At 65.6% G+C, this 13,660-nt stretch carries 9 protein-coding genes and 1 pseudogene; 4 read left to right on the top strand and 6 right to left on the bottom strand.

The genetic code is table 11. The annotated features are described in order from the left end of the window. Nucleotides 1-93: 93 nt before the first annotated feature. Nucleotides 94-6,519: an apolipoprotein A-IV repeat region-like domain-containing protein gene (locus AB4099_RS16370; protein ID WP_441478822.1), complete on the bottom strand. Its 6,426-nt coding sequence runs from the start codon at nucleotides 6,517-6,519 to the stop codon at nucleotides 94-96. 216 nt (nucleotides 6,520-6,735) lie between these two features. On the opposite strand from AB4099_RS16370, the gene AB4099_RS16365 reads away from it, so the two are divergent. After that, complete coding sequence (locus tag AB4099_RS16365; protein WP_113515579.1) at nucleotides 6,736-7,125, top strand: Hpt domain-containing protein; 390 nt, start codon at nucleotides 6,736-6,738, stop codon at nucleotides 7,123-7,125. Between the two features lie 84 nt (nucleotides 7,126-7,209). After that, nucleotides 7,210-7,530 (top strand): 2Fe-2S iron-sulfur cluster-binding protein, encoded by a 321-nt coding sequence (locus tag AB4099_RS16360; protein WP_069882120.1) that lies wholly within the window; start codon nucleotides 7,210-7,212, stop codon nucleotides 7,528-7,530. Nucleotides 7,531-7,550: 20 nt separating this feature from the next. On the opposite strand, the gene AB4099_RS16355 is transcribed toward AB4099_RS16360, so the two are convergent. Beyond that, nucleotides 7,551-8,789, bottom strand: a complete 1,239-nt coding sequence (locus tag AB4099_RS16355; protein ID WP_113515580.1) for an MFS transporter — start codon at nucleotides 8,787-8,789, stop codon at nucleotides 7,551-7,553. A gap of 205 nt (nucleotides 8,790-8,994) precedes the next feature. On the opposite strand from AB4099_RS16355, the gene AB4099_RS16350 reads away from it, so the two are divergent. Beyond that, nucleotides 8,995-9,423, top strand: a complete 429-nt coding sequence (locus AB4099_RS16350) for a universal stress protein (protein ID WP_069877316.1) — start codon at nucleotides 8,995-8,997, stop codon at nucleotides 9,421-9,423. Between the two features lie 20 nt (nucleotides 9,424-9,443). Here the strand turns inward: AB4099_RS16350 and AB4099_RS16345 are convergent, their stop codons facing one another. The 3 genes and pseudogenes from AB4099_RS16345 to AB4099_RS16335 form a co-directional block, all read right to left on the bottom strand. Next, the gene (locus AB4099_RS16345; RefSeq protein WP_441478821.1) at nucleotides 9,444-10,040 is read right to left on the bottom strand and encodes a hypothetical protein; all 597 of its coding nucleotides are present in this window, start codon (nucleotides 10,038-10,040) and stop codon (nucleotides 9,444-9,446) included. A gap of 32 nt (nucleotides 10,041-10,072) precedes the next feature. Beyond that, nucleotides 10,073-11,248 carry a vWA domain-containing protein gene (locus AB4099_RS16340; protein WP_441478820.1) on the bottom strand — a complete coding sequence of 392 codons (1,176 nt, stop codon included), beginning with the start codon at nucleotides 11,246-11,248 and terminating at the stop codon, nucleotides 10,073-10,075. 80 nt (nucleotides 11,249-11,328) lie between these two features. Next, a pseudogene (locus AB4099_RS16335) lies at nucleotides 11,329-11,619 on the bottom strand (HU family DNA-binding protein); the annotation flags it as partial. 271 nt (nucleotides 11,620-11,890) lie between these two features. On the opposite strand from AB4099_RS16335, the gene AB4099_RS16330 reads away from it, so the two are divergent. Further along, on the top strand, nucleotides 11,891-13,132 hold the full coding sequence (locus tag AB4099_RS16330) for a flavin-dependent oxidoreductase (RefSeq protein WP_441478819.1): 1,242 nt from the start codon (nucleotides 11,891-11,893) through the stop codon (nucleotides 13,130-13,132). 8 nt (nucleotides 13,133-13,140) lie between these two features. Here AB4099_RS16330 and AB4099_RS16325 read toward each other — a convergent pair whose 3' ends face one another. Continuing rightward, on the bottom strand, nucleotides 13,141-13,506 hold the full coding sequence (locus tag AB4099_RS16325; protein ID WP_113515584.1) for a PilZ domain-containing protein: 366 nt from the start codon (nucleotides 13,504-13,506) through the stop codon (nucleotides 13,141-13,143). Between the last annotated feature and the right edge of the window lie 154 nt (nucleotides 13,507-13,660).

Raw genomic sequence — 13,660 nt, 5'->3', positions numbered from 1 at the left:
CTAGGCGAAAGCGACATCGACCTCGCCAGGTTTCAATGAAAACGGCCGCCCGATGGGGCGGCCGTTTTGCATTCCGGGGTAGTGGAGGGCCGCTTACTCGAAGCGCCCGCTCGCATGGGCCAGCATGGTGTAGACCTTGCCGGTCTCGGAGGTGAGGTAGGTCTTCGCCACCATCGAGTCACGGTCGTCCTTGGCGGCCTCGCCGAGCAGGCGCTCGAACTCGTCGATGTAACGGTCGACGGTCTCCTTGAACTCCGCGTCGCGACGGTACTTCCGCCGGATCTCGTCGAAGGTCTGCTGACCCTGCAGGGTGTAGAGCCGGCGCGTGAAGACGTTGCGCTCGCCGCGCTTGTAGCGATCCCAGAGCTCGACGGCCGCATCGTGGTCGATCATCCGGGCGATATCGACGGAGAGCGAATCGAGCTTTTCGATCGAGTGTGCGGTCGGCTTGCTCGGCTCCGCCTGCCGGTCCTCACGCGAGGCGCGGTTCAGCAGATCGGACAGCCAGCCGGATTTGGCCGGGGGGTGTTCCGGTGTGGCCGGACGGCGCGCAGCATCCGGTGCGGGCGTCGGGCGAGCCGGGGCTGCCTTCGCATCGGCGCGTGGCTCCGGCTTGGCAACCTCGGCGGTCGCGTCGATCGAGGGCCGCAACGGTTCGGCCAGGGTCGTCACGCGCGCCTGCGTGACGGACGCGGAATAGGCCGGCGCTGCGGGCATCACCGCAGCCGGACGGCGAGCCGGGGCTTCGGCAGGGCCGGTGTTGCGGCCGGCGCGTGTCGCGATTTCGGTCAGCTCGTTGAGCGCCTTGATCTGCTCGGCAACCACACGGCGCATCTCTGCCGTCGATTCCTGCGTCTCCTTCGGCAGGTCGAGGACGCCACGCTTCAGTTCGGAGCGTGTCGCCTCGAGCTCGCGCTGGATCTCGCTGGAGATCTTGCGCATGTCCTCAGCGGCACCCTGGAAGCGTTCCGTGACCTTGGACAGCTCGTTGCCGAGTTCTCCGCTGACCTGCTCATAGGCCGAGCGCAGCGCGTGCGCAGTGCGTTCACGCTCCTTGCCCGTGGTGGCACGGATCATCTCGAACTGCTGCATGATCGCGCCGGTCGTGGCTTCGGCCGAGTCTGTCAGCACGCCGCCGATCTGGCGGGCACGCGCTTCGGCGCTGCTCAGCGACTCGTCGATCAAGGCCGCGAAGGAACGCGTGATCGTTTCGATGTCGTCAGTCTTGCCCGAGATCAGGCTGTGCACTTCCTCGAGCGTGTCCTTGCGATCGGAGAGAGCCTTGCCGACACGCGCCTCGACCTGCTCGAGCCGCGAGGCGACAGCGTGCAGCGCGGCCGTGCTTGCCTGGGTAACCTCGGAGAGCGAGGTGCCCTGGCCGTCGAGCTGGCCGACAAGCGCAGTGGTCTGGCGCAAGGTGCCTTCCGAGAAAGCCTTGAGCTCCTCGACCTGGGCCGCGACCTGTTCGGTCGCCCCCTTGGTCTCGTCCATGACGGTGGCGAGCACTGCCTGCAGGTCGCTGACGCGTTCCGACAGACCGGCCTCGATCGCGCCGAGGTTCTTGTTCGCCCCGTTGACGATCTGCTGCATCAGCTTGTTGGCTTCGCCCAGGCGGCCAAGCATGCCGCCGAGCTCGCCGCGAAGCTGCTCGTTGGTGTTGACCAAGGCTTCAACCGACTGGCGTGTTCCGGCCTCGAGCGTGTCGCGCAGCCCTGCCGACGATGTGTCCAGCGCAGCCGTGATCTCCGTACCGCGTTCGCGCAGGCCGGCGAGGATCGACGAGCCGCGGCTCTCGATGGCGCTGACCACGGTTTCGCCGACCGACGCGACCTCGTTGGCGATGGCCTCGCCGCGCTGGCCGAGCGCTGCAACCATCCCGCCGCCCTTATCATCGAACAGGGCGCGCAGTTCGTCGGCGCGGGCGCCGAGCGAGACCGAGATTTCCTCGGACTTGTTATGCAGCGTGTCGGCGATCTGCTGGCCGCGTGTGTCGAGCGTCCCGGAGACGGAGTCGAGACGGTTGACCACGCGCTCCTCGAAGCGCGCAACGCTCTGGTCGAGCGTATCGGCGATCTGCAGCGCCCGCCCGCCGAGGGTGGCGTTGATGGTGTCGGCCTTCTCGCTGAGCGTGCGCGTGAGCGACTCGCTTTTCGAGGTGACGACGTCTCCGATCTCGTCGGCCTTCGCCGCCAGGGCTCGGGTGACCTCCCGGCCGCCCTCGGCAAGCACGCGGGCGATGTCGACCGTGCGTTCGACCAGCGCCTCGTTGAGCGCGGTTGCCCGCGAGCCGAGATTGCCGTCGATGCGAGCGATGAGCCCGTCGAGGGAGGTGGCGATCTCGGCGCTCTTGGCGCCGGAGCGCTCCTCAAACACCTTGATCTGCTCTTCCATGGCCGTCGCCGCTTCCTGCGTCCGGGCGGCGAGGATATCGGCAGCCTCTGCCGCACGGGTGCCGATGCGGTCGGCCAGGGCCTGGCCGTCATTGGTCAGCAAACGCTCGGCCTCGTTCAGGCGCGCCGCCACGGAATCGGTGAATTCGCGCGTGTCGGTGCTGAGCTTGGCCGCAAGTGCTCCGCCCTGACGGACCACGATGTCTTCGAACGCGTCGAGGCGGATGCCGAGCGCGGCCTCCACTTCGCGGCCCTGCGTATCGAACAGGCGCGTGAAATCGGCAAGGCGTTCGCCAAGGCCGCTCTCGATGTCGCGGCCCTGCGTGTTGAACAACTGCGTGAAGGCGGCGAGACGCTCGTCGAGGCCGCTTGCGATGCCGTGGCCATGCGTGTCGAACAGCTGGGTGAAGGCCGCGAGGCGTTCGTCGAGGCCGCTTGCGATGCCGTGGCCCTGCGTGTCGAACAGCAGGGTGAAGGCCGCGAGGCGTTCGTCGAGGCTGCTCGCGACGCCGTGACCATGGCTGTCGAACAGCTGGGTGAAGGCCGCGAGGCGTTCATCGAGGCCGCTGGCGATGCCGTGCCCCTTGGTCTCGAACAGCTGGTTGAAGGCGGCGAGGCGCTGGTCGAGGCCACTCGCGATGCCGTGGCCCCTGCTATCGAACAACTGGTTGAATGCGGCGAGGCGCTGGTCGAGGCCGCTGGCGATACCGTGGCCCTTGCTGTCGAACAGCTGGTTGAACGCTTCGAGGCGTTCGTCGAGGCCGCTGGCGATACCGTGACCCTTGCTGTCGAACAGCTGGTTGAACGCTTCGAGGCGTTCGTCGAGGCCATTCGCGATGCCGTGACCTTGCGTGTCGAACAGATGGGTGAAGGCGGCGAGGCGTTCGTTGAGCCCCGTCTCGATGCCACGGCCCTGTGTGTCGAACAGCTGGGTGAAGGCGGCGAGGCGTTCGTTGAGGCTGGTCTCGATGCCACGACCCTGCGTTTCAAACAGCTGGGTGAAGGCGACGAGGCGCTCGCTGAGGTTGCTCTCGATGCCGCGGCCCTGCGAGTCGAACAGATGCGTGAGCGCGGCGAGGCGCTCGTTGAGGCCGTGCTCGATGACGCGCCCCTGCGAGTCGAAGAGCTGGGACAGGGAGACAAGTCGCTCGTTGAGCGTCGCCTCGATACCCCGGCCCTGCGTTTCGAACAGCTCGGAGAAAGCAGCGAGGCGTGCAGCCAGGGTGCCGTCGATCTGGCGACCCTGCGCATCGAAGAGCTGGTTCAGCGCGTCGTGGCGGCTTGCCAGCGTCTCGTTCAGCGCCTGGGCACGGTTCTCGACCGAGCGCAGCATCGACTCGGCATTGGCGGCCAGAGCCTCGTTGACGCGCCCGCCCTGCTGGGTCAGCGCCAGTACGATTTCCCTGCCGGTGTCGGCGAGAAGCGTGCGCGCGTCCTCCGCGTGCACGGTGAAGGTGTCGCGCAACCCTTGCGTCGCTTCGCTGACGCGTTCGGCGACATGGCGGCCATCGACATTGATGGTCTCGGTGAGGCTGCGGGTGGCGTCGGTCATGCGCCGTGCCAGGTCCTCGCTCTGCTCGCCGAGCAGGGTGTGAACGTCGCGGCCGGTGCTGACGAGATCGCGGATCATCGTCTCGCGCTGCTCGCCGAGCAGGGCGCCGACTTCCAGGCTGGTTTCGCCGAGGCGGGTGATGAAGCCCGCCTGCTGCTGCTCGAGGGCGGAGCGGGCGCTCTCGACGCTTTCCGTCACGCGGGTCGCAAGCGCATCGCCTTGTTCGCCGAGCTTGAGGTGGAGGTTCTCGCCGGTCTCGGCAAGTTGAGTGATCAGCGCGCCACCGCGTTCGGCGAGCAGGTTGTGGACGGAACGGCCGACATCGGCGACCCGCGTAACCAGCGCCTGGCTCTGGCCGCTGAGGAGATCCTGCATGTCGAGGCCGGCCTGCGAAACCTTCACCGTCATGCCGCCGGTCTGCTCTTCGAGCAGGGCGCTGACCTTGGTGCCGGTCTCGGACAGACTGGTGATGAGAGAGCTGCGCTGCTCGCTGATCAGGCTATGGACTTCCTGCCCGGCCAGGCCAAGGCGTGCGACCAGGTTGTCGCCTTCCTGTCCGATCAGGTTCTGGACGTCCTTGCCGCTGCGGCCAAGGCGAGCGACGAGCGCGTCGCCTTGCTCGTTCAGGAGCTTGTGCACGTCCTCGCCGGTCTGGCCGAGGCGGGCGGCGAGCGTCTCGCCGTGGCGATCGAGCAGGGATTCGACTTCCGTTCCGGCGCCGGAGACGCGGCTGGCGAGCTTCTCGGCCTGCTGATCGAGCAAGGTATGCACGATCTCGCCGGTCTCGGAGAGGCGGGTCACGAGGTTGCCGCCCTGCTCGGTGAAGAGCCCATGCAGGCTGGTGCCGACATCGGTGATCCGGGTCGTCAATTCGTCGCCCTGGCGGCCGACCGTATCGCCCAGCGATTTGCTCGCCTCGTCGAAGCGCAGCACGATCGCGTCGCCGCGTTCGCGCAGCACGTCCTCGACGGTGCGGGCCGTCTCGGTGAGACGGCTGACCAGGGTCTCACCCTGGCTATCGATCAGCCCGTGAACGTTGTTGCCGACTTCGAGCAGGCGCGAGGCCATGCTCTCATGCTGCCGGCTGAGCAGGCTGTGGACGCCGCGGCCGACCTCGGCGAGGCGCGTGGTGACGCTTTCGCCTTCACCCGAGAGCGCGCTGCGCAGGGTCTCTCCGGTCTCCGCGAGGCGCTGGGTCAGGGTCTCGCTCTGGCCCTCGATCAGGCCGACCAGCGTGCGGCCGCTCTGCTCGAAGCGCTCGGCGACGGTGGTGCCCCGCTCGGAGATCTCCTGGGCCAGGCCTTCGCCCGTCTGCCTCAGGGTCTCGTTCACGGTCTCGACTCGCGCCGTCAGCGTCTCGACGACCTGCGAGCCGGTCTCGCTGATCGCCTTGGTGACGTCGCGTGCGCCCGAGGTCAGGCCCTCGGTCAGAACCTGGCCGGTACGCTCCAGCGAGGAGGCAATTTCCTGCGCGCGACCGTCAAGCATCGTCGACAGGTTGTCGCTGGCACCGGACAGCCGCTCGCTGACCTCGCCCGAGGTGATCTGCAGGCGTTCGACCAGTTCGTGGCCGCGGCCGCTGATCTCGTCGATCATGCGCTCGCCGGCGCGGCCGAGCGCGATCGTGATCTGGTCGCCCTTCTCGCCGAGCGAGCCGGTGACGCGATCGCCGGCCTGAGAAACGGCTTCGGCAATGCTGCGGCTGGCGCTTTCCAGATCCTTGGAGAGGGACTCGTGCGCGCCGCTGATCGCGAATTTCACGCGCTCGGCATTGCCCACGACGGATTCCCGCTGGGTGACGAGCTCGTCGATCAGCGCGCGCAGACGAATTTCGTTATCCGCATAGGCGCGCTCAAGCGTGGCGATCTCGCCGCGCACGATCGTTTCCAGTTCGCCGGCGCGTGCGACGGCGCGCTCGATGCCGTCGCCCATGGCGGCGACCTCGCGACGGATGGTCTGGCTCAGCGAGAGAACGGAATCGGCGCCGACCACTTCCGGCTCGGCCAGGCGCAGCGCGACTTCCGTCATCGCACGCGAGACGAGGCGCATCTCCTGGGTGCGGCGGTACAGTGCTGCGAGCACGAAGAAGAAGACGATGGGGGTGCCGATCGCCAATGCGAGCATGGCCCATTCGCCGGGGCCGAAACCGGCCAGACCTTGCGGCACGCCGCCGCTGAACGAGCCGAAGCGGCCGACGAGCACGAAGGCGACGCCGGCGAGCCAGAGCAGCGAGGCAAAGGCTGCGAACCAGGAGGGGCGGCGCGAAGGGCGGACCGAGAAGGCCTGGACGAGGGAACTGGAATCGCGGCGGTCGTCATTGGCGACGCGGCTGGTATCGGGCGCGATCGCCGGGCGCGGGGCCGCTGCCTGTGGTGCGGGGGCGGGTTCCTGCGGCCTGGGCGCGGGCTCGACGCGAGGCAGGTCGAGCTTGAGATCGCCTTCAACGGCCGAAGGCAGCTTCGGTTCGGATGGGCGGGGCTCCTCGCCGAGGGGCTTCGACTGGTCGAGCCGCAGGGCCTCCTCGATCGCGGACATCGCCGCTTCTGTCGGGTCCTGGAGCTTGTTTTGTCGGGTCATGATTGCCGCCTCGCAACGCTACTTCGATGGGTCGACATCGCCGCGACCCTCACGCTGCCGGGCGCCGCCTCTGGCGACCGACATCAGGAGGGACAATGCGCCCATCATTTACCAGTTGGAAGGGTAGTGGAGGCTCTATGCGATTGGAACCCATTTGAGGCCCCGATTCACAAACGTCGTTAACGCCTCGTTCACCATGTTGGCGCTTGTTTGAGCATGGGAGCCGCCAAGTCGGCTCGTATAAAATGCGTGTTTCCGAGTGCTCCAATGCCCCAAAAAGCCATTGATCTTGCTCACCTCGCCCGCCAGAGCGGCGGCGATCACGACCTCGAGCGCGAACTGCTCACGCTCTTCGCGCAGCAATGCGTCAGCCATTTGCGGACCATCCACTCCGGCAGCGATATCAAGGCCAGGATGGACGCGGCGCATACCCTGAAGGGAGCGGCCAGCGCGATCGGGGCCTGGTCGGTTGCCGAAGCCGCAGATGCAATGGAACGTCAACTGGCCAGCGATGATCCGACGCGCAGGGACAACGCGATGGACGCCCTGGCGCTTGCCGCGGCCGAGGCTCGCGCTGCGATTTCCACGATCGATTGCGCCGCCTGAGGGGCGGTCAGGCGGTCAACGCTCTTTCCACAATGCCTGGAAATGCTCTAAGCGGTGCCGGCGTTGGCCCCGCCGGAGTTTATGATGCCGAAGATCACTTTCATCGATGCCCAGGGAGAAAGCCGTACCGTTGAGGCCGAGACCGGCTCGACGGTCATGGAAACGGCCGTGCGCAACGGGATTCCCGGCATCGAAGCCGAATGTGGCGGTGCCTGCGCCTGCGCGACCTGCCACGTCTATGTCGACGACGCCTGGGCCGAGAAGACCGGCCATGCCGAGTCCATGGAAGAGGATATGCTCGACTTCGCGTTCGACGTGCGCCCGACGTCGCGGCTCTCGTGCCAGATCAGGGTTCGCGACGAACTCGACGGTCTCGTGGTGCGCACGCCGGCCCGCCAGGGCTGAGCCGACAGGCCGGGGCGGGCCTATTCGGCCGCAGCCGGCACTGGCGATTCAAGCATCGTCTCGCGCCCGGGCATGGGATGGCGCGGGACCAGGAAAGCCAGCGTCAGCGAGACGGTGGCGACCGCGGCTCCGATGTAGAAGACGATCGCAGGGTCGCGGATCCAGAGCAGTCCGAAGGTCACGGGCAGGAACACCGCGGCGATGTGGTTGATCGTGAAGGCCACTGCCGAGGTCGGCGCGATATCGGCCGGGTCCGCAATCTTCTGGAAATAGGTTCTTTGCGCCAGGACGAGCGTGAAGAAGACCCCGTCTACGATGAAGAGCGCGCCGGCGACGAAGACGCCCCAGCCGGCGAAATGCCCGTGGCTTGCCAGCGCATAGCCGACGAAGACGGCGATCAGCGAGATGTTCTCGAGCTGGATTGTCGCGCGTTCACCTACACGCCCGACGAGATGGCCGAGCATCGGCCCCACGAAGGTGTTGATGCCGTAGGTCGCAAGCAGAAGCGTCGCCGTCGCTGCGACATCGTAGCCAAAACGCTCGACCAGCAGGAAACCGCCAAAGGCCATGAAGATCTGCCGGCGCGCGCCCGACATGAAGGTCAGGGCATAATAGAGCCAGTAGCGCTTGCGCAGGACGAAGCCCTTGTTTTGTGGCACCGAACCCTGGAAGCGTGGAAACAACAGCCAGGCTGCGGCGGTCAAGCTGATGGTGAGCAGCCCCGCCACCACAAAGACGATCGTGTAGCCCGGCTGGAACAGCCGCCAGATCAGCGCGATCGAGCCAAAGGCAAGCAGCTGTGCGGCGGCTGCTGCGCCGGCGATCTTGCCGAGGAGGGCTGGAGCCTCCGCCTTTGGCAGCAGCTGCAACTGCAGGGATTGCTGCGCGGTCTCGTAGTAGTGGAAGCCGAGCGACATGATCGTGGTGGTGATCAGGAGCCCACCGAGGCTGGGATAGAAGCCGGTGATCGCAACCCCGAAACCGAGCGTGAGCAGGCTGAGATAGGCGAGTATCTGCTCGCGCATGAACCAGAACAGGATGATGGCGGTGAAGGCGAGAAAGCCTGGAATCTCCCGGACCGACTGCAGGATGCCGATATCCTGCCCGGTGAAGCCGGCGGCTTCCTTGGCGAAATTGTTGAGCAGCGCGCTCCAGCTTGCAAAGCCGAGCCAGTTGACGAAGGCCAGCACCATCAGGAAGGCGGCAGGCGAATGCAGCAGCCCGTGTGGGGGGCGTGAGGCGGGCTGGGCGTCGGTCATTGGATTACCGGACAGGAGGAACGGCCATTGGCGTCGCCACGGACTTCACAAGGCTGGTTCCGTGCGGCGATACTCTTAGGCGAGGCTCGGCCTGCGTCAATTCCGCCCTGTCATTGTGACCATGCAGAACGCTGCGCGTGCCTGGATGTGGTATCATGGGGTGGCAACCGCGGAAGCTGACGATGCCGAAAATCGGGGGGATGCGATGTACAGATCGATTCTGGTTCCCGTTGATCTTGCCGAGGTCGACTTCGCGGCGCTCGCCATCAATGCGGCGGTGTCCTTCGCCGAGGCCTCCGGCGGTACCATAAGACTGGTCTATGTCCGGTCGCTCGTGCCGATCACCTACATGGAGTTCGTGCCGGCCGACTTCGACACCGAACAACAGAGCGAGGCGGAGGCTAAGCTCGCCGATATCGCGGCCGGCATTCCGTTGCCGCCGGATCGTGTTTCCGCAAAGGTGCTGGTCGGTTCGATCCATGGAGAGGTGCTGGCGGAAGCTGATGCCAGCGGCGCCGATCTGATCGTGATCGGCTCGCACGAGCCCGGCATGCTCGCCTATGTCATCGGCTCCAATGCATCGGCCATCGTACGCCGTGCGAAGTGCTCGGTGCTGGTCGTGCGCAGCGGCTGAATCTGCTGGAATGCGGCCTGTCAGCCTGCCGAGGCGCGCGGCACCAGGTCGTCCGGCACTTCGCCTGCCTGCAGCGTGCGGGGGCGGTTGAGTCTGACCATCGGCCCGACCTGCCAGAGCGAGGCGAGGGCAAGCAGGATACCCAGCCATCCGGCCGAGCTCGAGCCCTGCAGGAAGGCGCGCAGCGTGAACATGATCAACATGAGCAGGGACAGGCCGCTGACCACGGTCAGCAGCAGCCAGTTCCAGTTCGGCTTGCCGGAGAGAAAACGGACGCGCGGATTGGCCCTGACGATCGCGGCCGACAGCGCTTCGACAAAGGCACGATAGCCGGCATCATCGCGCTCCATATCGGTGAGCGAGCGCCAGGACAGGTTGCCGAAGGTGATGCTCTTGCCGTCGCTCAGCCTGAGCTGCGTCTTGAAGCCCTTCGAGGAGATATTGCTCGGCGCATAGACGAAGCGCACTTGCTCGACCGCCGAGAGCCTGACCTGATCGACCTTGCGCGTGCTGTCGATCTCGAGCGTATCGCCCTTCAGCCGGTACGTGATTTCGAAGCCGACCGGCTTGGGACGCTGGCGCCAGGACGGCGGGAGCACATCATCGTCATCTTGCATGGCCGCAGCCATAGCGGCTCACCGCGGATTTGTCAGCGGGCCAGGACCTTCATGGCGCCGTCGAGCCCGTCCAGCGTCAGCGGAAACATCCGTCCGCCCATCAACCCGCCGATCTGCCGGATCGACTGGGTATAGCTCCAGAGATGCTGCTGGACCGGGTTGAGCCAGACCGATTTCGGGAAATGATTGGTCAGGCGCTGCATCCAGACCTCGCCCGCTTCCTCGTTCCAGTGCTCGACAGAGCCGCCGGGCATTGCAACCTCATAGGGACTCATCGAGGCGTCGCCGACGAAGACGATGCGATAGTCGGCCGAATAGGTCCGCAGGATGTCCCATGTCGGTATGACCTGATCGTGCCGGCGCCTGTTCTCACGCCAGACCCGTTCGTAGGGGCAGTTATGGAAGTAAAAGTGCTCGAAATGCTTGAACTCGGCCCGCGCCGCGGAGAACAGCTCCTCGGCCAGTTCGACATGCCAGTCCATCGAGCCGCCCACATCGAGGAAGAGCAACACCTTGACCGCGTTGCGGCGCTCGGGCCGTAACTGCACGTCGAGATAGCCGTGCTTGGCTGTTTCCGAGATGGTGTTGTCGAGGTCGAGTTCCTCGGCCGCTCCCGTGCGGGCAAAGCGGCGCAGCCGCCTCAATGCGACGCGCAGATTGCGCACGCCGAGTTCGCGCGTGTCATCGAAATCCTTGAACTCGCGCTTGTCCCAGACCTTGACCGCCCGGAAGTTGCGATTGCCGTCCTGGCCGATGCGGACGCCCTCGGGATTATAGCCGTAGGCGCCATAGGGCGAGGTCCCGGCGGTGCCGATCCATTTCGAACCGCCCTGATGCCGACCCTGCTGCTCCGCGAGCCGCTGCTTCAGCGTTTCCCAGAGCTTGTCCCAGCCCATCGCCGCGATTTCGCGCTTTTCCTCGTCGGTCAGGAATTTCTCGGCGAGTTTGCGCAGCCATTCCTCGGGAATGCCGGCCTGTTCGATCGCCTGTTGCAGGGTCTCCATGCCCTTGAATACTTGGGCGAAGACCTGATCGAATTTGTCGAGATGGCGCTCGTCCTTCACCAGGCAGGTGCGAGCGAGATAATAGAATTCGTCGACGCGGTGCTCGGCGAGATCGGCTTCCACGCCTTCGAGCAAGGCCAGGTACTCCCGCAGCGTGACGGGAACCTTGGCGGCGCGCAGATCGGTGAACAGGCGGAGGAACATCGCCCCACTGTGCGGAAGGCCGCGGCGGGGTCAAGCAGCACCGGCCCGAAGGCCAGGTGCTGCTTTAAAATATGATCGGCTTACGCCACCGCGTCGGCAAGGTCCTTGGTGACCTTGAATTTGACGACGGTCTTGGCGGGAACCTTGATCATGGCGCCGGTCGACGGGTTGCGGGCCTCGCGGGCTTCGCGCTTGGCCGCCGACAGCTTGCCGACGCCGCCGAGCGTAACATCGTCGCCGGACTTCAGCGTCTTGGCGACAACGGCTGCGAGTGAGCCGAGGATGGCGGACACGTCAGTCTTGGTCTTGCCGGTTTCGTCGGCAATGGCGGCGATCAGTTCGTTCTTGGTCATGAAACTCTCCTGAAGAACGGTGTTGGTTAGTCGTCGCTGGGGAGGACGCTAACTCCTGCTGCCGCCGCGAATCGCGCGACGACTGCATGTCCGCCCTGTGCGAAACTGCCACTTGGCACGGTTGACGTCCAAAAACACGGCATTGGGGCTAGATACGCACAGCATTTCGCTTCGTTCCCGCCTCAAGGATGCAAAAAAATTGGAGGGACGCCACCAGGACAGGGGTCATTGACAAATCTTACCCTGTTATTTCAAGCTTAAAATAATAAGTGCTGATGCGGGGGGACGCATGAAGGTTGTCATCGTCGGAGGCGGAATCGGCGGCCTGACGCTCGCATTGATGCTGCACGCGCGCGGCATGGCCGCCACCGTCTACGAGCAGTCGAGCGATATCCGCGAGGTCGGCGTCGGCATCAACACCTTGCCGCATGCGATCGGCGAACTGGCTGAACTCGGCCTGCTGCCGGCGCTTGATGCCGTCGCGATCCGAACGCGGGAACTGATTTACATGAACCGCTTTGGCCAGACCGTCTGGCGTGAGCCGCGCGGCCTCCATGCGGGAGCACCGGTGCCGCAGTTCTCGATCCATCGCGGCCGCTTGCAGTCGGTGATCTGCGCGGCTGTGCGCGAGCGCCTGGGGGAGGGCGCTCTGCGAACCGGGCGCCGGTTGCAGGGTTTCGTCCAGGATGAGGGCGGCGTGACGGCCCATTTTACCGATGCGCGGCGCGGCGAGGCCGGCGAGACTGCGCGTGCCGACGTGCTGATCGCGGCCGATGGCATCCATTCGAGCGTGCGCGGACATTATTTCCCGAACCAGGGAGCACCGCGCTGGAACGGCGTGCAGATGTGGCGCGGGGCCTGTGACTGGCCGGCCTTCCTCGACGGCGAGAGCATGATCATCGCCGGCGGCATGTCCGGAAAACTGGTGCTGTATCCGATCGCCGCGGGCAGCAAGCCCGGTACCCGCCTGACCAACTGGGTCGTCAATATCCGGACCGGGGATCCGGCGAAGCCACCTCCGAAGGAGGCCTGGTCGAAACCGGGCAGACTTGAGGATGTGCTGCCCTATGCCCGCCGCTTCTCGATTCCCGGCGTCGATATTCTTGCGCTGATCCAGGCCTCGCCCGGATTCTGGGATTACCCGATGTGCGACCGCGATCCGCTGCCGCGCTGGACCCATGGCCGCGTTACGCTGCTCGGCGATGCCGCTCATCCGATGTACCCGGTCGGCTCGAACGGAGCCTCGCAGGCGATCCTCGATGCGCGGGCTCTCGCCGATGCCCTGGTTCGCAGCGAGCATCCGCGCCAGGCGCTGGCGGCCTATGAGGGGGTGCGCCTGCCGGCAACCGCGCAGATCGTGGCCCTGAACCGGGTTGGTGGCCCCGAACGTGTGATCGATGCCGTCGAGGCGCTCGCGCCGAATGGCTTCGACGATGTCGAACGGGTCATGAGCTACGCAAGACGGGAGGCGATCGTGAAATCCTATGCCGGCAAGGCCGGCTTTGCGCCGGAGCAACTGACCCGACGCTGAGGGGGCGATCAGCCGGCTTCGGTCAGTTGCTGAATGCGCGCCTTCAGCTGCGCGTTGCTCTGCTCGCATTGCTTCAAGCGCCGGGTGTGGTCGAGAGGCACGATTTCGGCGGTTGAGGCAGGCTGCCGGTCCAGGGCGATCCCGACCCGCTCGCCATCGCGCCACCGAAAGCGTGCGCCGTAGACGCGTCGCTTATGCTCGATCTCAAGCTCGAATGCTGCCGGCAAGGCGATGGCATCGGAGATGAGCACCATGGCGCCAGAGTCGGAAAAATTGCGCACCACGCAGTCGAGCGTGGATTGGCGGTTGTTGAAAACGATGCGCGCGCCCAGCAGGGTACGCTGCCGTGGAACTTCACGGCGTTCGGTCATCATGATGCCGCCCCCTCCAAGCCGCTGCTGCAAACATTTTGCCTGCCGCTACGTAAGAGGAGTAATTGCCACTTTAACGCGAGTCGTGCAGCCTTAACCTTGCATTAACCTTAACGGCCATTTGGCAGCTCCTCCGGGCACGGTTCGGCGTTCGTCG

Source organism: Allobosea sp. 2KB_26 (genome assembly GCF_052115715.1).
In the GTDB taxonomy this organism is placed as follows: Bacteria; Pseudomonadota; Alphaproteobacteria; order Rhizobiales; family Beijerinckiaceae; genus Allobosea.
The sequence above is the reverse complement of the archived record's forward strand: the minus strand, read 5'-3'. Positions and strand labels throughout refer to the sequence as shown.